Here is a 23324-nt window from a genome sequence, read left to right as displayed (position 1 = left end):
CCTGACTCGATGTTAGACGGATTAGATTTCCTGCGACGTGCCTGGTGTTTTCTCGCTGTCATCGTCAGCGGTTTTTTCCTTGTTGCCGACGATGTTCCCGGTGGCGTCGCTCAGCGCTTGTTCCGCCGCCTTATGCGTATCGTCGATCGCCTGCCTGGCGGTTTCGGCCGCTTTACCCATCAATTGCTGAGCGCTTTTCTCGGCCTGGTCACAGCCCGTCAGCACCAGTGCAGAGAAGGCCAGCAACGAAACGGCAGCCAGGGAGTTGAGTTTCATCATGTATTCCTCGATAGAACGGACTTGGCCAAGGGAGTGGCCCGTCGATAGCGAGGCATTCTAAGGAGGCAAACACTTCAGGAAAATTCGTATTTTTAGCAGCTATACTTCGGTTTTTACGAATCGGCATCACACATGCTCAATTACCGGCAATTGCATTACTTCTGGGTCGTGGCCAAAACCGGCAGCATCGTGCGCGCCTGCGAGCAATTGAACCTGACCCCGCAGACCATCAGCGGGCAGATCAGTCTGCTCGAACAAACCTATGGGATAGAGTTGTTTCAGCGGGTTGGCCGGCAACTTGAGCTAACCGAGGCCGGACGGCAGACGCTGCCCTACGCCGAGCAAATGTTTCAGTTGGGTGGCGAACTGGAGGCAATGCTCCGGGCGCAGCCCAACGAGCAGCAGATTCTGTTTCGAGTGGGTGTCGCCGACGTGGTGCCCAAATCCATCGTCTATCGCCTGATCGCACCGACCATGGAATTGACTGAGCCGCTACGCATCACCTGTCGCGAGGATAAGCTGGAGCGCTTGCTGGCCGATCTGGCCATTCAGCGGCTGGACCTGGTGATCTCCGACAGCCCGATGCCGTCGCACCTGGACATCAAGGGTTACAGCCAGAAACTCGGTGAATGCGGCATCAGCTTTTTCGCCACGACCGAGTTGGCACAACGCTATGGCACAGACTTCCCGCGTTGCCTGCACGGCGCGCCCCTACTGATTCCAGGTCAGGAAACCGTGGTGCGCAGCCGCTTGCAGCGCTGGTTTGCCGAACAGCAGATTCAGCCGCGTATCGTCGGTGAGTTTGATGACAGTGCCTTGATGCAGGCGTTCGGCAAATCCGGCAGCGGGATCTTCATCGGCCCAAGCGTGATTGCCGATGAGGTGAGACGCCAGTACGGCGTCGAGTTGATCGGGCAGACCGATGCAGTGACCGAGTCGTTTTACGCGATCTCGGTGGAGCGCAAGGTCAAGCACCCCGGCATTGTCGCCATTGCCGAAGGTGCCCGACGCGAGCTGTTTACTGCGCTTTAATGCCTCAGGCGCAGACGGCCGGGGCTTTGACCTTCATCAGCAACAGCGCCAGTACAATCGACACCAGGATAAAACCGGCCGCCGCAAACCCCAGACTGCCAAGGCCCAAGGTGTCGATCACGTGCCCACCGACCATCGCCCCCAAGCCAATCCCCAGATTGGCCCCGGCGATATTCAACGACGCGGCAAAGGCTGGCGCCTGCGGGGCGGCTTTCATCAAGCGCACGTGACTGACCAGGAATAACGCGGCCTGAGTCACGCCCCAGATACCCATTGCCGCTGCCAACCCCAGCGTCGAATGGATACTCGGCACCAATGCCACCATGCCGCCGATCATGAAGCCACAGAACACCATCGACGCGATCAACGGATGGCGATCGACCATCCGTCCACCCAGCGAGTTGCCGATCAGCCCGACCGCACCAAAGCCCATCAGGCACCAGCCGACCACCGTGCCGTTGAAACCGGCCAGTCGCTCAAGGATGTCGGCCAGGTAGGTGTAAGCGGTAAACATTCCGCTGAAGACCAGAATCGACAACAGCACATGCCCTTGCATCAGTGGGCTGCGCAGAATCTTGAACTGCGAACGGAAGCTTACCTGCTGGTTGTGCAGGTTGGTTTTCGGCAAGTAGATAAACAGCAGCAGCGCCTTGGCAAAGGCAATCACCGCGAGAATGCCGAAAGCCGTGCGCCAGCCGAACGCATCGGAAATCAACGTACCGACCGGGATCCCGAACACGGTTGCGCAGACAATCCCGAAACCGATCTTGGCAATCGCCCGCCCGGCGTAGTCCGGCCCGACGATGTCCACCGCCGTTTCACTGGCCAGCGCCCAGAACACTGGCAGACCCAGCGCCGGTATCAGCCGCGCCACGGCCATCACACCGATGTTCGGTGCCATGGCCGCCAGGGTATTCGCCAGCCCGAACATGATCAGCACGCTGATAAACAGACGCCGACGTTCAAAGCGCGCGAAATACGCAGTCAGGAATGGTCCGAAGGCGGCAACGGTAAACGCGAACAAGGTCACCAGCAGTCCCGCCTGGGAAACGCTGACGTCGAGATCGCGAGCAATCGACGGCAACAGACCGACAATGATGAATTCTGTGGTCAGCACGGTGAAACCGGCGGCTGACAACAACAGGATGGGCAACAGCATGGGTAACTCCAGAAAACGACAACGCCAGCGACAGCCCAAGGGCTCACTGAGGGGAGATGAAAAAGAGGATGGCGAAGCTTAACAGAGTGTGTCCGACAGCGCTGGCACGAACCTGACATATCCGCTTAAACACTCGGGTCGCAGATCGTCACAGGTCTGAAGGATCGCGCCTACGCTGTGATAAAGTCCGCGCCCGCAAAAAAACCCAACCTTGCTCACCCGCTGATGTTGATGACGCAATGTGCTCTTGCCCGGTCAGTCTGCCCGTTTTTTGCTGACCGGGTTTCTCGATTCACAGCACCTTAAAAAAATCAGAGATACCGCTATGACTGCTGTTCCGCCTGCTCTTTTGCAAAGACTCAAACACACCAGCCTGGTCACGCAAATCGTTATTGGCCTGATCGCCGGTATTGCCCTGGCGCTGTTCGCACCCGACGTGGCGAAGTCCACCGCGTTCATCGGCAAAGTGTTTGTCTCTGCACTAAAAGCCGTCGCACCGATTCTGGTGTTCGTGCTGGTGATGGCCTCGATTGCCAACCACAAGCACGGCCAGGAAACCCACATCAAACCGATTCTGTTCCTGTATCTGCTGGGCACCTTTGCCGCTGCGGTGGTTGCAGTGGTGGCCAGCACGCTGTTCCCTTCAAGCCTGGTGCTGTCCACCCACGACGTGGCGATCAGCGCTCCCGGCGGGATCACGGAGGTCCTGCAAAGTCTGCTGCTGAGCGTGGTCGAAAACCCGGTCAGCGCACTGATGAATGCCAATTTCATCGGCATTCTGGCCTGGGCGATCGGCATGGGCGTCGCCATCCGCCATGCCGGCGAAACGACCCGCACCGTGCTCGGTGACCTGTCCAATGGCGTCACCGTGATCGTGCGCCTGGTGATTCGTTTTGCTCCGCTGGGGATCTTCGGCCTGGTCGCCTCCACGCTGGCCACCTCGGGTTTCAGCGCGCTGATCGGCTACCTGCACCTGCTAGCGGTACTGCTGGGTTGCATGCTGTTCGTGGCGTTGGTGATGAACCCGGCCATCGTGTTCTGGAAACTGCGCCGCAACCCTTACCCGCTGGTGCTGACCTGTCTGCGGGAAAGCGGAATCACCGCGTTCTTCACCCGCAGTTCGGCGGCGAATATTCCGGTCAACCTGGAACTGAGCAAGCGTTTGGGCCTGCATGAAGACACCTACTCGGTATCGATACCGCTGGGCGCGACCATCAACATGGCCGGTGCGGCGATCACCATCACTGTGCTGACCCTCGCGGCCGTGCACACGCTGGGGATTGCCGTGGACATCCCGACGGCCGTGCTGCTCAGCGTGGTTGCGGCGATCTGTGCCTGCGGCGCTTCGGGTGTGGCCGGTGGCTCACTGCTGTTGATTCCGCTGGCGTGCAGCCTGTTTGGCATTCCGAGCGAGATCGCCATGCAAGTAGTGGCCGTCGGGTTCATCATCGGCGTGCTGCAGGACTCGGCCGAAACCGCGCTGAACTCCTCCACCGACGTGCTGTTCACCGCTGCGGCCTGTTTGGGTGAAGACGAGAAGGCTCAGCGTTTGGCGTAACTAAGGCGAAGATCAAAAGATCAAAAGATCAAAAGATCAAAAGATCAAAAGATCGCAGCCTGCGGCAGCTCCTACAGGGGCACGATTCCTGTGTAGGAGCTGCCGCAGGCTGCGATCTTGGCAATAGACAGAGCAATACAAAAACAAAAGCCCGCCAAGGTTCACACCGTGGCGGGCTTTTTTGTCGCTGGCGGGTTTAGAACGCGCCCATGTAATCGCGCTTGCCGACTTCAACACCGTTGTGACGCAGGATCGCGTAGGCGGTGGTGACGTGGAAGAAGAACTGCGGCAGGCCGTAGGTCAGCAGGTAAGCCTGGCCACTGAAGCGTTTTTCTTTCGGGGTGCCTGGACGGGTAACGATCTCGATACCTTCCTTGCCATTGATGTGTTCAGGCTTGATGCCGTCAATGAAGGACAGCACCTTGGTGATCAGTGCTTGCAGCTCGGCGAAGGTCACTTCGGTATCGTCGTACTTCGGCAGCTCGACTTCGGCCAGACGGGCAGAAACGCCTTTGGCGAAATCAACGGCGATCTGCACCTGGCGCACCAGCGGGAACATGTCCGGGTACAGACGCGCTTGCAGGAAGGCATTCGGGTCGATGTTTTTTGCCGTAGCGTGAGCTTCGGCCTTGTTCAGAACATCGCTCAACGCGTTGAGCATTTGCTTGAAGACCGGAACAGAAGCAGCGTACAGAGAAATAGTCATGGCAGTCTCGTCAGGTGGCGGTGCTGTGAAAGGAGTGAAACGCGGCGCGATTATAGCCCTGCCTGAAGCGCCATGCGGCGTGTCTTTGATCCCGCAACCGTCAACCAACCGGCAGGCGCATCCGTTCCCCCGAGGACCTGCCATTATCGCCCAAGCACAAACTGCACGATGACTTCAAAGCCGTCTTGTTTGCCCGTCGCCGGAGACACGAGTGCTATCGTCGCGTTGACGCCTTGGGCAATCGTCAGCGCGATGGCCAAGCCAAGCCCCGAACCCTGTGCACCGCTTTCACCTCGCACGAAGCGCTCGGTCAGGCGTCTCAATATCGGTTCAGGCACCACCGGACCGGCATTGACCACCCTCAGAAGTGCCTGACTGGAAAGGCTTACCTCAATAGGCCGATCCGGCGCGCCGTGCTTCATCGCATTCTCGATCAGGTTGCGCACAAGAATGGCAAAAGCATCAGGATCAATCGCCGACAGCACGCTTCGCGCTGCAGGCAGGACCACATGAACCCGCTGACCGGCCGCGTGATTGCACTCATCCACTACATGCGCCAGTACCGGGACGAGGTCTTGCGGCGCTTCGGACAAAAGCCCGCCGCCTTCAGCCTTGGCCAGTTGCATCAGTTTTTCCGAGAGTCGCGTCAGCGCTTGAAGAGAGGTCTCGATCTTGGCTGCACGCACTTGAAGCGGACCCTCAGGCGCCTCGCGGCGTAACCGCTGGATGTGTGCCAGCGTCGCTGCCAACGGGGTGCGCAACTCATGGGCACTGTTGGCCGTAAAACTGCGTTCGGCCTCCAGTGCCTTGCGCAATCGCTCCATCAGATGGTTGACCGCCTCGGCCAACGGGTCGATTTCCGCAGGCAGTCGGTCCACCTTGATCGGGGACAAGTCACCCACCCCGCGCGTCTCGATTGCTCGGCGGTAAGCCCGAACGCTACGCAGGCTGACATGCACGAACAACCAGGTGCCCAACAAACTGATCGGAATCAGTGCCAGTATCGGCAGGAGCAACGCGAACAAGGCCTCCTGCGCGGCTTCGCGTCGATGGGCCAAGGGCTCGGCCATCTCGATAAAAACACCTTCGCGCAAAGCACTGGCCCCATACAAGCGATACCTGGAAGTGGTCGTGAAGCCCTCCACCGGCAGCGGATTGAAAATGCTCGGGTCGGCATCATGAGATTGCATCAGTATCTCGCCCTTGGCACCCCGGACCAGGTACGTCAGGTATTCCTTGCGGACTTTGAGCGGCGCAATATGTCGAGCCTGGCGAGGCTCATCACGGTTGCCGATTTCGAGCACGGCCAAGGGCAGAATTCGCTGTGCCGTCTCCTCCAGTGCACTGTCGAAGACCTCGTTCAATTCGTGTTGCACCACGACCCAGGCGCCTACGGTCGCCCCCAGCCAGAGCAGGGTCATGCCCAGCGTCAGCCCCAGCCCCAGGCGCTTTTGCAGACTTGAGGCCGGCTTCATACCGGCATCAACCGGTAGCCCATCCCACGGACAGTCTCAATCATCTCGCGGCCCAGTTTCTTGCGCAGACGGCTGATATAGACCTCGATGGTGTTGCTTTCAATTTCGGCGCCAAATGCATACAGGCGATCTTCCAGCTGGGGTTTGGATAACAACGCACCAGGGCGCTGGATAAAAGCTTCGAACAATGCCCACTCGCGAGCAGTCAAGTCCACTGTCATGCCGGCGCGCAGAACCGTGCGAGCCGTCATGTCGATCTGCAACTCTCCAACTTTGATGTGCGGATTGGGATTACCACTGTATCGCCGCGCCACAGCCGCGACTCGGGCGGACAATTCGAAGAGATCAAAGGGCTTGACCAGATAGTCGTCGGCCCCCGCATTCAAGCCATCGATACGATCGGATATCTGGTCGCGAGCCGTGAGAATGATCACTGGCGTGATATCCCCTGCCCCGCGTTGCTTGCGCAAAAAATCCAGCCCTCGTCCGTCCGGCAGCATCAGGTCGAGCAAGATCAGGTCATAACGCGTCATTCGCACACTGGTCTGAGCGTGATCGAGGCGCTGCACCCAGTCCACCGCGTGGCCGTCATCCGCGAGTTGCTCACGTACCGCCTCGCCGAGCCCCACAGCGTCCTCAACCAATAAAACCCGCATTGCAACCCTCCTGTGATGGTTCGTCGTACAACACATTGGCTGGCGAACCTGACAAAGGCCTGAATCATCCTTCAGGTTGCTGTCAGCTTACAGGCGCAGGATTGCGCCACAACGCTTGAACGGGAAATCCACCATGAAAAAGCTGACCGCTGCGGTTTGTCTCACCACTGCCATTGCGCTGCCGGGTTTGGTCCAGGCGCGAGAGATCACCCTGACCACCCAGCTGAAAAATTACGACGGCAATGATGCGTATCTGGCGTTTTATGTGACCGACGCCAATGGCAAATACCAAAAAACCCTGTGGGTGGCCGGCAGAAAGGCCAAGTACTACAGGCATTTGCCCGATTGGGCCCGCGGCAGCGGCTTGAATCCCAGCGAATTTGACGGGGTCAGCGGTGCCAGCGTCGGTAGCGGGCGCACCCTGAAAGTGAGCGTTGAACTGGCAGACACGCTGATTGATGCCGGCTATCAGATCCGCGTCGACAGTGCTGTCGAGAACCAACGTGAGGCCCGCTCCGATGTTGCCGTGCCATTGACCACCCAAGGCGCGGGTAAACCTTCGACCGGCAGCGGCTACATCAAGTCCTTTAGCTACGACATGTGACACCGGCACCCCTTGGAGGCTGACCATGCTACGCCAGTTTCACTCACTGCCCGGTCTTGTCGCGGCCCTGCTGGTCATGCTGCTGGCGATCAGCGGTGCGATCCTGTCGATCAATCCGGCTCTGGAAAGACTGAACGCGACAATACCTGCATCCGGTCAGGTGAACGTTGCCGAGTTGGCCGGTCGAGTGGCGAACCACTACCCTGGGGTAGAAAAAATCCAGCGCACTCCCTCGGGTTCATTCATCGTGTATTTCACTCGGGACGGCCAGCCCGGCGCCGAACGCGTCGACCCGCTGACCGGAGCAGGTGTTGCAAGCTATACGCCCTCCGCGTTCTCCCGCTGGGTAAAAGACCTGCACAGGTCATTACTGTCAGGCACGCCCGGGCATGCGGCATCAGGCATCGGCGCCCTGTTCATATTGATATTGTCGATTTCCGGGGCTGCGCTGCTGGCAAAGCGCCTGGGCGGCTGGCGACGCGTGATGCGGCCACTGCGCGGGAGCTTTAATCAGCGCTGGCACGCTGAAGTGGGGCGTTTCGCAATTCTGGGCTTACTGTTGTCCGCGTTGACCGGGATGTACATGTCGGCCACCACCTTCAGCCTGATTTCGGACGGGATGCAACGCGAGCCGGTATTTCCGAGCACGATCAGCAGTGGCCCGGCAGCACCGATCGCGACCTTGCCAGCGCTTCTGGCGACTGACCTGAACGACCTGCGCGAACTGGTCTACCCCAGCGTCGGTGATCCTGAAGATTTCTTTTCATTGCGTACCGCGCAGGGCGACGGTTATGTCGACCCCGCCAGCGGAGCGCTGTTGTCTTACTTGCCCCACGACCGCATGCGTACTGCTTACGAGGTCATCTACCAATTGCATACCGGCGAAAGCCTCTGGTGGCTGGGCCTGCTCCTCGGCGTTTGCGCACTCAGCGTGCCGTTGATGAGCGTCACCGGGGCGCTGCTGTGGTGGCGTCGACAGTCGCTGCCGAAAATCGCTCACAACAGTGGCGCGCAAAATGCTGACACGGTGATTCTGGTCGGGAGCGAAAGCAACAGCACATGGGGATTTGCAAAGACCTTGCATGAGGCTTTGCACCAGACCGGCCACCGGGTCCATAGCGCAACCATGAACCAGCTCGCGGTGGAGTATCGTAGCGCGCAACGGCTGTTCATCCTGACGGCCACAACCGGTGAAGGTCACGCGCCCGCCTCTGCCTCACAGTTCTTGAAGCGACTGGCGAATGCCCGCGTAAAGCCTGATCTGGGTTTCGCTGTACTAGGATTTGGCGATCGGCAGTTTCCGACATTTTGTCAGTTTGCCAAAGACGTTCAGGCGGCGCTGCTTGCATCAGGTTGGTCGCAGCTGCTGGAACTTGAAACCATCAATCGCCAATCCCCCCAGGCGTTCAAACGCTGGGGCTCCACTGTTGGCCAGTTGATGGGTCATGAACTGACGCTGGTACACACCCCACGTCTGCCTGAGACCACGACCTTGGCGTTGATGGATCGCACACAATACGGCGAGCATGTGAACGCGCCCACCCAGATTCTACGTTTCAAGGCAGTCGCAACGTCCCGCGCGCCGGGCAGGTTCAAAGGTATACACAAGGGTAACGGCCTGCCCCGGTTCGAAGCCGGAGATCTGGTTGGGGTGCTGCCGCCCGGCTGCGGGGTACCGCGCTACTACTCACTGGCCAGCGGATCAGATGACGGCGTTCTGGAAATCTGCGTGCGTAAACATGCAGACGGCGTGTGTTCCGGATTCCTTCATGACGTGCCGGTGGGAGGACAGATTGAGGCCTTCATACAACCCAACCCCGAGTTTCGTCCTGGCTCTGGAAAAGAGCCGGTGATTCTCATCGGTGCCGGTACGGGGATCGGCCCTTTAGCCGGTTTTATCCGCAACAACAAAGCCAGGCACCCCATGCACTTGTACTGGGGCGGACGTCACCCGGCGTCCGACTTTCTCTATGAACCCGAACTCAACCGCTATCTGGCGGATCAGCGCCTCACCCGGTTGCGCGCCGCCTTCTCCCAGGCGCATGAACGCAGCTATGTGCAGGACCGCCTCATCGCCGACGCCCTGGCACTACGCCGCTTGATTGAAAAAGGTGCCCACGTATTGGTGTGCGGGAGTCGCGAGATGGCCAAAGGCGTGATGAACGCCCTGGATGAAGTGCTGGCCCCTCTCGACTTGAACGTGCTGACGCTCAAAGCACAAGGACGCTACCGTGAAGATGTCTACTGAAACCCAGCGTTATAGCCTGAGCGGGGAGACCATGGGCACCCGTTACAGTGCGTTGTTTTACGCCGAGCCGCCGGTGGATGAGGACGCCATCAACAAGAGCCTGTTTGCAGCTGTCGACACAGTGGATCAACAAATGTCGACGTGGAAGGCCCAATCCGCGCTCAACCGTCTCAATGCGGCACCTGAACAGCAATGGCTGCCCATACCCGAGGAACTGGCCACTGTCCTGGCAACGGCGCTGCGTGTGAGCCGCCAATCCAATGGTGCGTTTGATATCGCCGTGGGTGATCTGGTCAATGCCTGGGGTTTTGGACCCGACGAACAACACCCCACCGCAGAACACATCCGTGCATCAGATCGCCAGGTGCGCACGCCAGCCACTCAAGCGCTGGAGATTGATCCACAGCGCAACCTGGCCCGTAAACGCTCGGCAACCACCCTTGATCTTTCGGGCATCGCCAAAGGTTTCGCGGTGGATGAAATGGCACGCTGCCTCGATGGCTGGGGGATAACGAACTACCTGGTGGGGATCGATGGCGAAATGCGTGCGCGCGGGGTCAAGCCGGATGGAGAGTCCTGGGTCGTCGCCATTGAAAGACCCCGCCGCGGCATTCGTGAAGTCATGGGGGTGATGGAGATTTGCGATGCGGCGATTGCCACGTCCGGAGACTATCGACACTGGATCGAGGTGGCCGGTCGGCACTACTCGCATACGATGGATCCTGCTCTCGGAGCGCCCCTGTCCAATTCACTCGCGGCAGTGACCGTAGTTGCCGCCACCTGCATGCTCGCTGACGCATGGGCCACCGCGTTCATGGTCCTGGGAGAAACAGCCGGTCCCGAACTGGCGCAGGAGCGTGGCATGGACGCATTGTTCGTGGTACATGATGGCGAACAGTTCAGGGAAATATCGGTTGTTGCAGGATGCCTCCAGGCGCAGATTGAAGCTCGCTGAAACGACCCGGCCACCGGGTCATTTGTTCGGGCGCTTTTTGATCGGCATTGATTCAACGACCGTGAGCAGGTTTCAACGATGAAGTTCTTTCGCAGACACGCTGAATCCCATAAGCATGAGCGGATCGGTTGGCTTCGGGCCTCGGTATTGGGTGCCAACGACGGCATTGTATCGACCGCCAGTCTGTTGATCGGTGTCGCCGCCGCCAATGCCACCCACAGCACGTTACTGGTCACGGGTGTTGCCGGGCTGGTAGCAGGTGCAATGTCGATGGCGGCGGGAGAATACGTTTCCGTGCATTCCCAGGCCGATACTGAACGGGCTGATCTTTTGCGCGAACAAACAGAGCTTGAGACGGCGCCGGCTGCCGAGCATCGGGAGTTGGCGGCCATCTACGTGGATCGCGGCGTTGAACCTGAGCTGGCCAGTAAAGTCGCCACGCAGCTCATGGCACACGACGCACTGGGATCACATGCGCGCGACGAGCTGGGTATTTCCGATGCACTCAGCGCAAAACCGCTGCAGGCGGCAATGTCCTCGGCGGCCAGCTTTATTGTGGGCGCCGCATTACCGCTGGGCGTGACCATCCTCGCACCAGCTCAAAGTGTGATTGCGTGGATATCCGGCATGTCACTGGTATTTCTGGGCGCTTTGGGAGGCACTGCCGCCAAGGCGGGCGGCGCCAATCTTCTGATCGGGGCATGGCGGGTAACGCTGTGGGGCGCGCTGGCGATGGCTATCACCGCGGCAGTAGGTATTTCATTGGGTGCTGCGGTAGGTTGAAAAAACAAAATCGCGCTTTCACACCTGTGTCCATGAAGGAACGAGTACGCCGAAAGCGCTGATTGATAAAACCATCATGAACATCGACTCGGTAAACGTTGCGCGAAGGCCCTTATTCTTTTGCCCCGAGTGTCGCAATGTAATGAGCGACAGAGGCGGCATCTGCATCAGACAGTGAATGAGTAACCTGCTTCATCAGAGCGCCACGAGGCCGCTGGTCGGTCTGCTGGAAAACCTTGAGCTGGCGGATCATATAGTAAGCATGTTGACCCGCCAGGCGCGGAAACTGACCATTGCCCTGACCCTCAGCACCATGGCAGGAACTGCACTGAACGACGCCCAACTCAGGCAAGCCCTTGCGAAAGATCAATTCGCCGCGCGCATCCGGCGTATCGGCGTCAGCCTTCATGGGGCTCTGACTTGAAAAGTAGTCCGCCAGTTCACCAATCTGGGTCTCTGTCAAATGGGTAAATCCCCACATGTACTGAGTCCCGGTTTTATCGCTGCGTGCATGGCCCTTGAAGTCAGTCAGTTGCAACTTCAGGTACTCTTTTTGCTGGCCGGCCAACTTGGGAAACATCGGCGAGACGGACTCCCCCGTCAGGCCATGGCACATGGAGCAAACCTTGTCCGCCATGGCGATACCGGACATGGGCGAGGTTTTATCCGATGCCTCCTCGTTCGTACCTGTACAACCCGTGAGCGCAACCACGCAGAGGGCAAGAAAAAAACGTGATCGATTGGAAGAACTCTTCGTGCCCATTGCTGCCATGGTCTACGCCCCTGCGTTCAACGGATCAAAACGCGTACCACATATAAAGATAAGTGGTGTTGTTTTCACTGGCATCACGACCATTGCCGTCGTAGTTGTTCGATGCGCCCAGATAGCGGGTGAAGTAGTTATATTGAAGTCCAACCCTCAGGCTCTGCATCGGCAACCAGAAAACCTCTGGCGTCCACATCTGTGTATCGGGTGAAAAGTTGGCACTGTCCGGGTACGCCGTGGCATCCGAGCTTCCATTGACATTGGTATAAGCCAGGCTCGCACCATATTTGGCACCGTATACATAACTGCCCTTCAATTTGAACGATCGAAGGGATGCAGGCCCGTCGAAGAGTGTCTGGGTGTCATCTCTGATTTCTTCCTTTACATACCGTATCTGTACAGTCAAAGCATGGGGCTCAAGGAGGTACTGATACTGGCCATCGAAGCCTACGTCCCGGTACTCGGTGCTGCCCTGACCGTAGACCGGATTGTTGGAGTCATCCATGGGAAGAATTTTGGCATTCATCGCAAAGGCCCCCACCATCACGTTTTGGGCCCCCCACTCGTAGGTATAGGCCAGCCTTGCATAAGGGCTTGAGCCATCCATGTACGTCAACGGATGGTAGGTGTCGCCCTTCTTGTTGCCCAGGCTGAGAAAGGCCCACGTATTTTTGGCTGTCTGGTAGGAGGTCAGCTCCAGATACAACGACTTGTTCAAATAAACATAGGCACCGATACCCGCCACCTGTTGAGCCAATCCCCCTTCAATCAGCGTCGAGGCAGGAACCCCGCCAAAGGCGCCCAAGGTTGAACTGACATACGGATAGCCCCAGGCAGGCGTGCTGTTCCAGACATCCTGAACCGTGGGGTTGTTGTTCAATGTGACCCCCCAGATGACATCTCGTGAGGCATCCACCCGGCTGTCCGCATAACGCAGGTCAAAGTTATCCGACCCCAGGTGGCTTACCCAATTACCCGAGGCGTCCTGGTGGTCATACGAGCTGTAGGTGAATTGGGCGAAGCCGCCGATGACGTCAGTGATCTTTCCGCCCAGAAACACGCTTCCATAATCAATGATGAATTGCTTGTCTTTGGGTGAAATCGAGCTGCCCGCACCGTCGCTGTTGTTACGCGTTGAGGTGAAGTCACCGACGATCATGGCTGCCAAGGGGTTGGTTTGTACGCCGTTGGTATACCCCGTCAGCTTGAACAGGCGCCCATAAGGTGTCAGCTCAGGAAATTGCCCACCCGCATGGCAGGCAACGCAACTTTGTCCTGTTTGACGTGCAAAGGAAGGCAAGGCCTGGGCTGACTGACAGAACACCAGCAACAATAGCGCCCCCAACAGGGTTCCCGGTCGCCTGAGTAACGTGAAAAAAAACGCTGGCCTGAAAAGAAACGACCGCGCCACCGCCCTCTTCCCGCCTGCTTCGCCGTCCGTCATATACATTTCAGCTCACTCTGAAAAAGAGACTGTCAAGCGGCTTGACCCTGAATGGAGCCTAGCCAGACACAAGCCATTTACAAGTTCAGTCGAGAGTGGCGCCGTTCAAGCCAGCAACGCGCATCACGCCCATTGCGTCAGGTCATATTCAGCGGCCTGCGGACGTTTTATCGCCTCGTTGATATTCATGTCGGCACGCCTCGAATATTGTCATTTCATACAGTGGCCCGCCAACGACGATCTACTATTGATTTAGATCAAATCAAGGTAAAACCTGCCACACGGGGGGCTTATATGAGCAGCGCGATCCGGCTTCTGGTGTGCGCTGTGCTGGCGTGCATCTGCGGGCTGGCCTGGGGAGCGGACGCAGCCGCGCAAAGCGCCGGACCGCGCGTCACGATCCTCGTTTACCACCGTTTTTCGGAAACGGCGGACGACTCGATGACCGTGCGCATGGGCACCTTCGAAACCCAGTTACGCGTCCTGCGCGAGCATGGCTACCACATCGTGCCGCTGCGTGAAGTTGTCGACTGGCTGCGCGATCCGAATGCGACGTTACCGCAGAAGCCGGTGGCAATCACCGTCGACGACGGGCATCGTTCGGTATTCGAAAAGCTGCTGCCCATCGTGCTGCGCGAGCGTTTTCCGGTCACGCTGTTCATCTATCCATCGGCGATCTCGAACGCGTCCTATGCCCTGACCTGGGAGCAATTGCGCACCCTGAAACAGACCGGGCTCTTTGACATCCAGTCACATACGTACTGGCATCCCAATTTCAACGTCGAGCGCAGACACCGTACGCCGGCAGATTTCCAGCAATTCGTCCGCACACAACTCGACAAATCCCGTCGACGTCTTGAGGCGCAAACCGGTACGCATGTCGACATGCTCGCGTGGCCGTTCGGCATCTACGACGACGAGTTGATCGCACTCGCCTCCGACGAGGGTTACGTCGTCGCCTTCACACTGGACGCGCACAAGGTGGACCGGCACGCGCGGCTGCTCGCGCTGCCACGCTTTCTGATGATTGATGCCTACGGCGCAAGCGCATTCGCGCGCCTGCTCGGCGAACCGAACACCCCACCGATACCCGCCACGGGGAGCGCACGATGACCTTCATCCGCGCATTGAGGCGCTACGCGATCCCGACACTGCTCGCCGCCTTCACTGCCCTGCTGACCGCGAGAAGCGCCCTGGCCGTCACCGGTGTCGTGCTCGACTCGAGCACACAGAATCCGCTCGCTGACGCAATCATCACCACATCGGCCGGCGTGATGCGTACCGACGAAAACGGTCGCTTCGAGATCGCTCAGGCGGTCAAAAGCGTCGCGGCCCGCGCCCCGGGGTATCTGCGCACCGAGGCCAAGGTGTCCGGCGAAACGCCCGTGACGCTCGTGCTGACCCCGTTTCGCCCAAAAGCGCTCTATCTGTCAGTGTTCGGCGTGACCAGCAAGACACTGCGCAACACGGCCGTCAGCCTTGCCGACAGCACCGTGATCAATGCATTAGTGATCGACGTCAAAGGCGACCGCGGCCTGACGCCGTATCGCAGTGCGGCGCGCGAGGCGATCGGCGCGGCGGCACGCGTGACTGCGCGCGCACCACAGGACCAGGACTTTCCGGCGCTGCTTGCCCGGCTGCATGCACAACACCTGTATCTGATCGCGCGCATCGTGGTGTTCAAGGATGATCCGCTCGCCGACGCGCATCCGGAGTGGAGCGTGCACACCGCAGAAGGCGAGCCGTGGCGCGATGGCGAGAACCTGCAATGGATGGATCCGTTTTCGCACGACGTACGCCAGCACAATCTCGATGTCGCCGAGGAGGCGGCGCAGATGGGCTTCGACGAGGTCCAGTTCGACTATGTGCGTTTTCCCGACAAGAGCGGGCTACAGTTTGTCCTCTCGAATACCCGGCGCAACCGGACCGCGGCGATCGTCGGCCTCCTTCAGGCCGCACGCACACGGCTCGCGCCCTACAATGTATTCATCTCCGCGGACATCTTCGGCTACGTTTGCTGGAATCTGGACGATACCGCGATCGGCCAGCAAATCGAATTGCTCGGCGAGCCGCTCGACTATATTTCGCCGATGCTCTACCCGTCCGGTTTTACCTGGGGGCTACCGGGCTTGAGCAACCCGGTGACTGATCCCGGTCAGATCGTCAGGCGCTCCCTCGCGGAGGCAATGAAGCGCACCCATCTGCCGGGCGTGCGCTTTCGTCCGTGGCTGCAGGCCTTTCGCGACTATGCATTCGATCGCCGCCTGCTTGACGCGGCGACGATCAGTGCGCAGGTCAACGCCGCCGATGCAGCCGGCACTGATGGATGGATGTTATGGAATCCACGCAATCACTACGACGCCGCCGATTTGCCGCACCGTTGATCGGTGCGCTGAAGCCCTGGGCGATGCTGGTTGGAATGGCGGCGGCGCAGATCGCGGGTGCCGCCGATTTCGATGCGGCGGCGCGCCTGCAAACCGCACAGATCGTCGAGGGGCAGATCACTGCGGGACGCGTTCCGGGGGCCGTCGTCCTCATCGGGGACGCCACGCACGTGCTCTATCGCCAAGCCTTTGGACAACGCGCGACGACGCCCGACCCCGAGCCGATGACGCTGAGCACCGAGTTCGATCTCGCATCGCTGACCAAGGTCATCGCGACCACCACGGCGATCATGCAACTGGCCGAAGCCGGCCGCATCGACCTCGACGCACCCGTTGCGCAGTATTGGCCCGCCTTTGCCGCGAACGGCAAAGACGCGGTGACGGTGCGTGAACTGCTGGCGCACACCTCCGGGCTGCTGCCAGACCTGCCTGCGCGACCACTGCATCCGGACCGCGAAGGCGTGTTGAACGCAATTGCGGCGCAGCGTCTGCGTAGCGCGCCAGGTGAGCGCGTCATCTACAGTGACCTGAATTTCGTGGTGCTCGGCGAACTGGTCGAGCGCATCACGCACCGCCCGCTCGACGCCTATTGCCAGGCTCACATCTTCGGGCCGCTCGGTATGCGCGACACGCTCTTTGTGCCGGACGCCGGGCGAGTGGCCCGCAGTGCGCCGACCCTCGCGAACAAGGCCGGCATCCGCCGTGGCCGTGTGCACGATCCGACGGCCGAATGGATGGGCGGCGTCTCCGGCAACGCCGGGTTGTTTTCCACGGCGGATGACCTCGCCCGCTTCGCGCAGATGATGCTGAACGAGGGGCGCGCTGGCGCCCTGCAGATTCTGCGGCCAGCGAGTATCGCCGCGCTCACCAGTGCCGCCTCGCCGCTCGCGACCGCGCCGTGGCGCGGCCTCGGCTGGGATCTGGCCGCACCGTTCGCGTCGAACCATGACCGTCTGCCGCCGATTGGCATCATCGGCCACACCGGATACACCGGCACGGGCCTGTGGATCGATCGGGTAACGCGCCAATTCATCGTCATCCTGACCAACCGCGTGTACCCGGACGACAGCGGTGACGCCCGCCCGCTTCGTGCGCAGTTGCTCGCGCTGCTGGCAAGCCGGGCTCCGCCTGCGAGCGTCGCGCAAATCGGCCGGTTGCTGCCATCGACGTTGCCGGCACTGCGTGCCGCCGATCGTCTGCCGACCTCGGCGGGCCCGGTGCAGACCGGCATCGACGTGCTCGAGGCGCAGCAGTTTGCATCGCTCGCCGGCAAGCGCGTGGGCTTGATCACCAATCGCAGCGGCTTCGACGCCGAGGGCCGGCGCACTATCGATGTACTCGCGCAGGCGCCAGGCGTCACGCTGGCAGCGCTGTTCTCGCCGGAACATGGACTGAATATCGATATGGACGAGCGGGTCGGCGACACCCTCGACACGGCGACGGGCCTCACCGTACACAGTCTCTACGGCGCGGCACGGCGCTTTCCGGCGGGTTCGCTCTCTGGACTGGATGCGCTGATTTTCGACATTCAGGATGCCGGCGTGCGCTTCTTCACCTATGAGACGACGCTCGGTTACGCACTCGAGGCCGCAGCGGCGCGTCATATTCCGCTGTTTGTGCTGGACCGGCCCGATCCGCTCGGTGCGCAGCGATTCGGCGGACCGGTGCTGGACAGCCGCCACGAATCGTTCACCGGTTATTTCCCTGCGCCGCTGCAGCCCGGCATGACGGTCGGCGAGTTGGCGAGTCTTTTCAACCGCAACAAGCACACGGGTGCGGACCTGCGCGTTGTGCCGATGCAAGGGTACCGGCGCGCGATGACCTTCGCCGACACCGGTCTCGGTTGGGTGCCGCTTTCGCCAAACCTGCGCACGCAGCTCCAGCTAGACCTCTACCCGGATGTCGGTTTGCTCGAGGGCGCGAATCTGAGTGTGGGACGCGGCACACCGCATCCGTTCGAGTGGATCGGCGCGCCGTGGATCAACGCGACTCGGCTCGCACACGCACTGAATGCGCTCGACGTCGGCGCGCATTTCGAGCCGCTCGACTTTGTCCCCACCGAATCAACCTGGCACGGTCAGCTCTGTCATGGCGTGAGCATCGCTCGCAACCCGGTGCCTGAACGACGTCCCGTAGCCAGCCTGGGATTGGCGCTGCTCGCCACACTGCATGCGCTCTATCCTGACGCGTTCGATCTTGCTGCAACCCGCGCCTCAATCGGCTCGCAAACCGTGTGGCAAGCGATTCGCGACGGTGCGGCGCCTGACGCGGCGCAAGCGCTCGACGCGGCGGCGCTTGAGCGCTTCGCGCGACTACGGCAGGAGAGTTTGCACTATTGACCTTGACGCGATGTGCCACAGCCCCTAAACCGCGAGAACGCTGATTGAGCCGCCACGCATCGTGCCCCTTATCCCTTGAGCCAAGGCCATGAAGAAGTATCACCAGTGGAACCTTTCCTACTTCGCTATCACCTTTCTGATTCTTGCACTCGCTCAGCTTTTTTTTGTTGAACGCCATGCTGTGCAGAACATCCCTTACAGTCAGTTCCTGCAACTGTTGGGCGAGCATAAGGTCAGCGAGCTGCGGGTCGAGAAGGACCAGATCAGCGGCAAGCTGCAAGAGCCCATCGACGGCCACGACCTGTTCACCACCGTGCGGGTCGACCCCACGCTGGCGACTGAATTGGCCCAGTCAGGCGTCGGCTTTTCCGGCGTCAGCGAAAACACACTGCTGAACGCGCTGCTGGGTTGGCTGCTGCCCTTTGCCATGATCATGGTGCTCTGGCATTTCCTGTTCCGCGGCATGGCCGAAAAACAGGGCCTTGGCGGGCTGATGAACGTCGGCAAGTCGCGAGCCAAGGTATTTGTCGAACGTGATACCGGGGTGACCTTCGCCGATGTAGCGGGCATCGATGAAGCCAAGGCCGAGCTGGTGGAAATCGTCTCGTTTCTCAAGGACAAGGCCAAATACGCACGCCTGGGGGCGCATATTCCCAAGGGCACCCTGCTGGTCGGCCCACCAGGCACCGGTAAGACCCTGGTGGCCAAGGCGATTGCCGGTGAAGCCGGCGTGCCGTTTTTCTCGATTTCCGGTTCCGAATTCGTCGAAATGTTCGTCGGTGTCGGTGCCGCTCGAGTGCGTGACTTGTTCGAGCAGGCACGGCAGGCGGCACCTTGCATTATTTTCATCGACGAACTCGACGCCCTAGGCAAAATGCGCGGTGTCGGTGCGTTTGGCGGCAACGACGAAAAAGAGCAGACCCTCAACCAGCTTCTGGCCGAACTGGACGGTTTCGACCCGCGCGAAGGTGTGGTTCTGCTGGCAGCAACCAACCGACCGGAGGTCCTCGATCCGGCACTGCTGCGGGCCGGTCGCTTCGACCGTCAGCTTGTGATCGACCGCCCCGATCGCAAAGGCCGACTGGCCATCCTCAAGGTCCATCTGAAAAAAATCACCGTAGCGCCCGACATCGACTGCGAACGTATCGCCGAAATAACCACGGGCTTCACCGGTGCGGACCTGGCAAACCTGATCAACGAAGCCGCCATCGTTGCCACCCGCCGGGGAGGCCAGACCGTCAACCTTGACGACTTCACGGCCGCGGTGGAACGCATCGTTGCGGGTGTCGAACGCAAGAGCAGCCTGTTACGGCCTGAAGAGCGCCTGGTAGTGGCCTATCACGAAATGGGCCATGCCCTGGCCGCTGGCACCTTGCCCGGGATGGACCCGGTACACAAAGTCTCGATCATCCCCCGCTCCATGGGCTCACTGGGTTATACCTTGCAGCGACCGACCGAGGATCACTTCCTGATCAGTTGTCAGATGCTCAAGGATCGAATCGCCGTACTGATGGCCGGTCGGGCTGCCGAGTACATCGTCTATGGCCAGATCTCCACAGGCGCAGCCGACGACCTGACCCGGGCGACCGATATCGCCCGGCAGTTGATCACCCGCTTTGGCATGAGTGCCGAACTCGGTCAATCGGTACTGGAACGGCAAAATCCTACTTATTTGGGTGAACACATGGCCGGATTTGGCCAGAAAGACTATTCGGAACAAACCGCACGGGAAATCGACCTGGGCATCCGCGCCTTGCTCGATGAAGCCTATGACCGTGCCAAAGCGCTGCTCGACAGTCGCCGGGCCGACCTGGATGCCGGCGCCCATTTACTGCTGGAAAAGGAAACGCTGACGCCAGAGGAGTTTGCGCCGCTGATACCGATCAAGGCCTTCCCCGATGAATCGCCATGATTGAGGTCACGCTGATCAATACACTGGTGGTAATCGTTGCCGTGGTGATCCACTACGAATGTCTGTCACGCCTGAACGACTGGCTACCCAGGCTCAAGGCCTGGAGTCGATTCAGGATTGTCGTCGGGGTATTTGGCGCGCTGCTGGCCCATGCGCTGGAAGTCTGGTGCTTCGCGCTGGTCTATTACCTGATGACGCGATCCGGCGAATGGGGAAGCCTGAAGGGCAACTTTGATGGCTCGTTCATGGACTGCGTGTACTTTTCTTTCACCACCTTTACCACCATCGGTTTTGGCGATATCTCGCCCATGGGGAAACTCAAGTACCTGACCGGGTTGCAGGCACTGACCGGCCTGGTGCTCATCTCCTGGACGGCATCGTTTCTGTTTCTCGAGATGCAGAAGTACTGGAAGAGCAAATGACCGATTTTCACAACGTGTGACCACTGAACACGTTCCCGTTCGTCGCTCCACACCCACTCGCTTGCAAAGGAAGGTCTTTCCCGAACTGGCAAGCGCCTATGCTTCCTTCAGCCATTAAGGGGGCGACATGTCACCGTCTGAGGTTCGACCACTTCACATTCATTATCTCAAGGCTGCTTGCTCTAACTGCAGCGTGTTGGAGTTGTGCCTGCCGATTGGTCTGACCGGCCAGGAAGTGGAGCGGCTGGACACTTTGATCGTCCAGCGCGTGAAAGTTAAAAAAGGCGCAGCGTTGTACCGCACAGGCGATCCATTGCGCTCGCTTTACGCGGTACGCACAGGCTCTTTCAAGACGAGTGTGGTGTCTCTTGACGGACGCGAGCAGGTGACCGGCTTTCAAATGCTCGGCGAGATGCTCGGCCTGGATGCCATCAGTGCAGAGCAGCACGCCTGCAATGCTTTAGCCCTTGAGGACAGCGAGGTTTGTCCCATCCATTTCGCCCAACTGGAAAAGCTCGCCCATGAGCTGCCTTCACTGCAGCACAATTTGAACAAACTCCTGAGCAGGGAAATCGTCCGTGATCACAGCATGCTGATGATGATGGGCAACATGAACTCGGACGAACGCTTGGCCGCCTTTCTGCTTAACCTGTCTCAGCGGTTCAGCATTCGCGGTTACTCTTCCAGGGAGTTTGTACTGAAAATGCGCCGCGAAGAGATCGGCTCCTACCTGGGGCTGCGCCTGGAAACCATCTGCCGAGGCATTGCCCACCTGCGCGATCAGGCACTGGTCGAAATCGCGGGCCGTAACGTCAAAGTCCTGGATATGGACGGGCTCAGGCAACTGGTCGCCGGCTGTCACCGGGACGCGCCTCTCTGACGGCCAAACCCGGTGACCTGACCGCCAGAATGCTGCCAGGCACCGAATAAAGAGCCCGTTCAGTGGTACTGCCGATCAACCGATCCAACCCGACCCGGTGCACGGTGCCCATCACGACCACATCGGCGAAGTACTCTTCGACAAATTCACTCAATGCCCGAACCGGCTGGCCCATGACAAAGTGCCGACGTTCGGGCGGTACACCATAGCGGTCGGCCAGGGTCACAAATGCCAAATGCAATGACTCACGCAGCTCCTCCATGTAATCCAGGCCCCAGCCGCCGCTGACCAACGCTACATCGCCATTGAACGCTGGCGACAGGTCATAGGCGTACAGCAGATGCAACGGCGCGTCGCACTGCAGGGCAAGGGCGTTCGCGGTCTGGATGATGACGTCGTTGAGGCCACTGATCTGGGGCTGCGGGTCGAAGGGGTCCACCGCGGCCACGATCCGATGAGGCAAACCGTATCGGGCCTGGTTGACCAAGTGCACAGGCACCGGGCATTCGCGCAGCAGGTGACAATCGAGTGGTGTGATGAACACCCGTTTAAGCACGGGCTCCAGCGTGGCGTCCTTGATCAGCAGATCAGGCTTGAATTCCTCGACATGCTTCAAGATATCCAGCAGCGGATGGGTGGTGAAGACCACTTCGACCGAGACTTTCAGTCCCTCACCGCTCAGCCGCTGGATTTCCTCCGACATCCAGCGGCGATAGCGACGCAGATACCTCTGAAAAGCCGCCTCGTCGACTTTTTCTTCCCATAAATGGACGATCGGCACCGGCTCGACAAAGGCACACACATGCAGGACCGCCCCACACACCTTGGCCAGGGCCACGGCGCGCAGCAAGGCTGGAGATTGATGCAGGGTTCGGTCGGCGATCAGCAGTAAACGTTGATATTGACCCATCACACACCTCGGCGCGGCGCCGGTCGAGCCACCGGCATATTCCTAGACTGCGCTCATTGCCCCCCACGTCAGGTTGATTTACATCAAATTCAGGCGATTGATGACACCCGCACCGAGTATCTGATCCAGATCAGACTCGACTGTCGTCAATGGCGTAAAAAGGGATCAACCGCGTGGCCTTTTACCGCACGCGCGCCCTTTATGTCAGATGGAGGATCGCACCATGCCCACTGTCGAAGACCACAACGAGCGAGCCGCTGCCGCCTATGCCGCGATCTCTGGACAATACTGGATTGAAGCGCTCAGGGACGGTCGGCATGTACTGATCCGGCCATTGACGGAAAAAGACCGCGAGCGCGAATATGCGTTTATCAAGCGCTTGTCTCCCGAATCCCGGCATATGCGTTTTCTAGCGCAAATCAACGAGCCGGGGACAGCCATGCTCGACCAGTTGATGGACATCGACTGCAAGCAGCGGATGGCCTACATCGCCTTGATCCACGAAAACGGTAAATTGATTGAAATCGGTATCAGCCGCTATGCCGCCACCGCCGAACATGAATGCGAATGTGCGATCACGGTCGCCGATGAATGGCAGCACCTGGGGCTGGGAACGCTGTTGATGGAGCACTTGATCAAGACCGCCCGCAAGAACGGTTTCCATCAGATGTATTCCATTGATGCCTCAAGCAATGCCCCTATGCGTGATTTGGCAAAAGCCCTGGGATTTGAAGTCCATAACGATCCTGATGATGCCCACCAGGTCATTCACCGCCTCTTGCTGTAAAAAAAACGCCCCTTGGAGCACCGGA

Annotated in this window: 21 protein-coding genes; 13 read left to right on the top strand and 8 right to left on the bottom strand. The window is 59.5% G+C overall.

Annotated elements, in window-relative coordinates; translation table 11 throughout:
* Positions 1-21 precede the first annotated feature (21 nt).
* Entirely contained in the window at positions 22-276 is a 255-nt protein-coding gene (locus BLL42_RS23475; RefSeq protein WP_071554631.1) for a hypothetical protein, read from the bottom strand.
* 135 nt (positions 277-411) lie between these two features.
* On the opposite strand from BLL42_RS23475, the gene nhaR reads away from it, so the two are divergent.
* Positions 412-1311: a transcriptional activator NhaR gene (gene nhaR, locus BLL42_RS23470; protein ID WP_071554629.1), complete on the top strand. Its 900-nt coding sequence runs from the start codon at positions 412-414 to the stop codon at positions 1309-1311.
* A 4-nt stretch (positions 1312-1315) separates the two neighbouring features.
* Here the strand turns inward: nhaR and BLL42_RS23465 are convergent, their stop codons facing one another.
* On the bottom strand, positions 1316-2470 hold the full coding sequence (locus BLL42_RS23465; protein ID WP_071554627.1) for an MFS transporter: 1155 nt from the start codon (positions 2468-2470) through the stop codon (positions 1316-1318).
* 325 nt (positions 2471-2795) lie between these two features.
* On the opposite strand from BLL42_RS23465, the gene sstT reads away from it, so the two are divergent.
* Positions 2796-4028, top strand: coding sequence for a serine/threonine transporter SstT (sstT, locus tag BLL42_RS23460; RefSeq protein ID WP_071554625.1), 1233 nt, complete (start codon positions 2796-2798; stop codon positions 4026-4028).
* Between the two features lie 196 nt (positions 4029-4224).
* Here the strand turns inward: sstT and BLL42_RS23455 are convergent, their stop codons facing one another.
* The 3 genes from BLL42_RS23455 to BLL42_RS23445 all read right to left on the bottom strand — a co-directional run bounded on the left by BLL42_RS23455 (position 4225) and on the right by BLL42_RS23445 (position 6865).
* On the bottom strand, positions 4225-4734 hold the full coding sequence (locus BLL42_RS23455) for a DUF1993 domain-containing protein (protein ID WP_071554623.1): 510 nt from the start codon (positions 4732-4734) through the stop codon (positions 4225-4227).
* 143 nt (positions 4735-4877) lie between these two features.
* Positions 4878-6209: a sensor histidine kinase gene (locus BLL42_RS23450; RefSeq protein WP_071554622.1), complete on the bottom strand. Its 1332-nt coding sequence runs from the start codon at positions 6207-6209 to the stop codon at positions 4878-4880.
* On the bottom strand, positions 6206-6865 hold the full coding sequence (locus BLL42_RS23445; RefSeq protein ID WP_071554620.1) for a response regulator: 660 nt from the start codon (positions 6863-6865) through the stop codon (positions 6206-6208). The genes BLL42_RS23450 and BLL42_RS23445 overlap by 4 nt, the downstream gene beginning before the upstream one ends.
* 133 nt (positions 6866-6998) lie before the next feature.
* On the opposite strand from BLL42_RS23445, the gene BLL42_RS23440 reads away from it, so the two are divergent.
* The 4 genes from BLL42_RS23440 to BLL42_RS23425 all read left to right on the top strand — a co-directional run bounded on the left by BLL42_RS23440 (position 6999) and on the right by BLL42_RS23425 (position 11455).
* Positions 6999-7469 carry a DUF2271 domain-containing protein gene (locus BLL42_RS23440; protein ID WP_071554618.1) on the top strand — a complete coding sequence of 157 codons (471 nt, stop codon included), beginning with the start codon at positions 6999-7001 and terminating at the stop codon, positions 7467-7469.
* 25 nt (positions 7470-7494) lie between these two features.
* Positions 7495-9717, top strand: a complete 2223-nt coding sequence (locus tag BLL42_RS23435; RefSeq protein ID WP_071554616.1) for a PepSY domain-containing protein — start codon at positions 7495-7497, stop codon at positions 9715-9717.
* A complete protein-coding gene (locus tag BLL42_RS23430) occupies positions 9707-10672 on the top strand; it encodes an FAD:protein FMN transferase (RefSeq protein ID WP_071554614.1) in 966 nt (321 codons plus the stop codon). The genes BLL42_RS23435 and BLL42_RS23430 overlap by 11 nt, the downstream gene beginning before the upstream one ends.
* A 78-nt stretch (positions 10673-10750) precedes the next feature.
* Complete coding sequence (locus tag BLL42_RS23425; protein ID WP_071554612.1) at positions 10751-11455, top strand: VIT1/CCC1 transporter family protein; 705 nt, start codon at positions 10751-10753, stop codon at positions 11453-11455.
* 112 nt (positions 11456-11567) lie between these two features.
* On the opposite strand, the gene BLL42_RS23420 is transcribed toward BLL42_RS23425, so the two are convergent.
* Both BLL42_RS23420 and BLL42_RS23415 read right to left on the bottom strand, forming a co-directional pair.
* The gene (locus tag BLL42_RS23420; RefSeq protein ID WP_071554610.1) at positions 11568-12227 is read right to left on the bottom strand and encodes a c-type cytochrome; all 660 of its coding nucleotides are present in this window, start codon (positions 12225-12227) and stop codon (positions 11568-11570) included.
* 25 nt (positions 12228-12252) lie between these two features.
* Positions 12253-13671 (bottom strand): cytochrome C, encoded by a 1419-nt coding sequence (locus BLL42_RS23415; protein ID WP_081427325.1) that lies wholly within the window; start codon positions 13669-13671, stop codon positions 12253-12255.
* A 288-nt stretch (positions 13672-13959) separates the two neighbouring features.
* Between BLL42_RS23415 and BLL42_RS23410 the strand changes: the two genes are divergently transcribed.
* The 6 genes from BLL42_RS23410 (at position 13960) to fnr (ending at position 21602) form a co-directional block, all read left to right on the top strand.
* Positions 13960-14778 (top strand): polysaccharide deacetylase family protein, encoded by an 819-nt coding sequence (locus BLL42_RS23410; RefSeq protein ID WP_071554608.1) that lies wholly within the window; start codon positions 13960-13962, stop codon positions 14776-14778.
* On the top strand, positions 14775-16049 hold the full coding sequence (locus BLL42_RS23405) for a putative glycoside hydrolase (RefSeq protein WP_071554606.1): 1275 nt from the start codon (positions 14775-14777) through the stop codon (positions 16047-16049). The genes BLL42_RS23410 and BLL42_RS23405 overlap by 4 nt, the downstream gene beginning before the upstream one ends.
* On the top strand, positions 16001-18388 hold the full coding sequence (locus tag BLL42_RS23400; protein ID WP_236721927.1) for a serine hydrolase: 2388 nt from the start codon (positions 16001-16003) through the stop codon (positions 18386-18388). The genes BLL42_RS23405 and BLL42_RS23400 overlap by 49 nt, the downstream gene beginning before the upstream one ends.
* An 88-nt stretch (positions 18389-18476) precedes the next feature.
* Positions 18477-20300: an ATP-dependent zinc metalloprotease FtsH gene (gene ftsH, locus BLL42_RS23395; RefSeq protein ID WP_071554604.1), complete on the top strand. Its 1824-nt coding sequence runs from the start codon at positions 18477-18479 to the stop codon at positions 20298-20300.
* On the top strand, positions 20297-20722 hold the full coding sequence (locus BLL42_RS23390; RefSeq protein ID WP_071554602.1) for a potassium channel family protein: 426 nt from the start codon (positions 20297-20299) through the stop codon (positions 20720-20722). The genes ftsH and BLL42_RS23390 overlap by 4 nt, the downstream gene beginning before the upstream one ends.
* Positions 20723-20849: 127 nt before the next feature.
* Entirely contained in the window at positions 20850-21602 is a 753-nt protein-coding gene (fnr, locus tag BLL42_RS23385) for a fumarate/nitrate reduction transcriptional regulator Fnr (protein ID WP_071554600.1), read from the top strand.
* On the opposite strand, the gene BLL42_RS23380 is transcribed toward fnr, so the two are convergent.
* Positions 21559-22512, bottom strand: a complete 954-nt coding sequence (locus tag BLL42_RS23380; protein WP_071554598.1) for a universal stress protein — start codon at positions 22510-22512, stop codon at positions 21559-21561. The two genes, fnr and BLL42_RS23380, sit on opposite strands and share 44 nt — an antisense overlap.
* Before the next feature lie 223 nt (positions 22513-22735).
* On the opposite strand from BLL42_RS23380, the gene BLL42_RS23375 reads away from it, so the two are divergent.
* Positions 22736-23299 (top strand): GNAT family N-acetyltransferase, encoded by a 564-nt coding sequence (locus tag BLL42_RS23375; RefSeq protein ID WP_071554596.1) that lies wholly within the window; start codon positions 22736-22738, stop codon positions 23297-23299.
* The last annotated feature ends 25 nt before the right edge of the window (positions 23300-23324 follow it).

The organism is Pseudomonas frederiksbergensis (assembly GCF_001874645.1).
Lineage (GTDB): Bacteria > Pseudomonadota > Gammaproteobacteria > Pseudomonadales > Pseudomonadaceae > Aquipseudomonas > Aquipseudomonas frederiksbergensis_B.
Note: the sequence above shows the minus strand (reverse complement) of the source record. Positions and strands in the feature narration are given on the sequence as shown.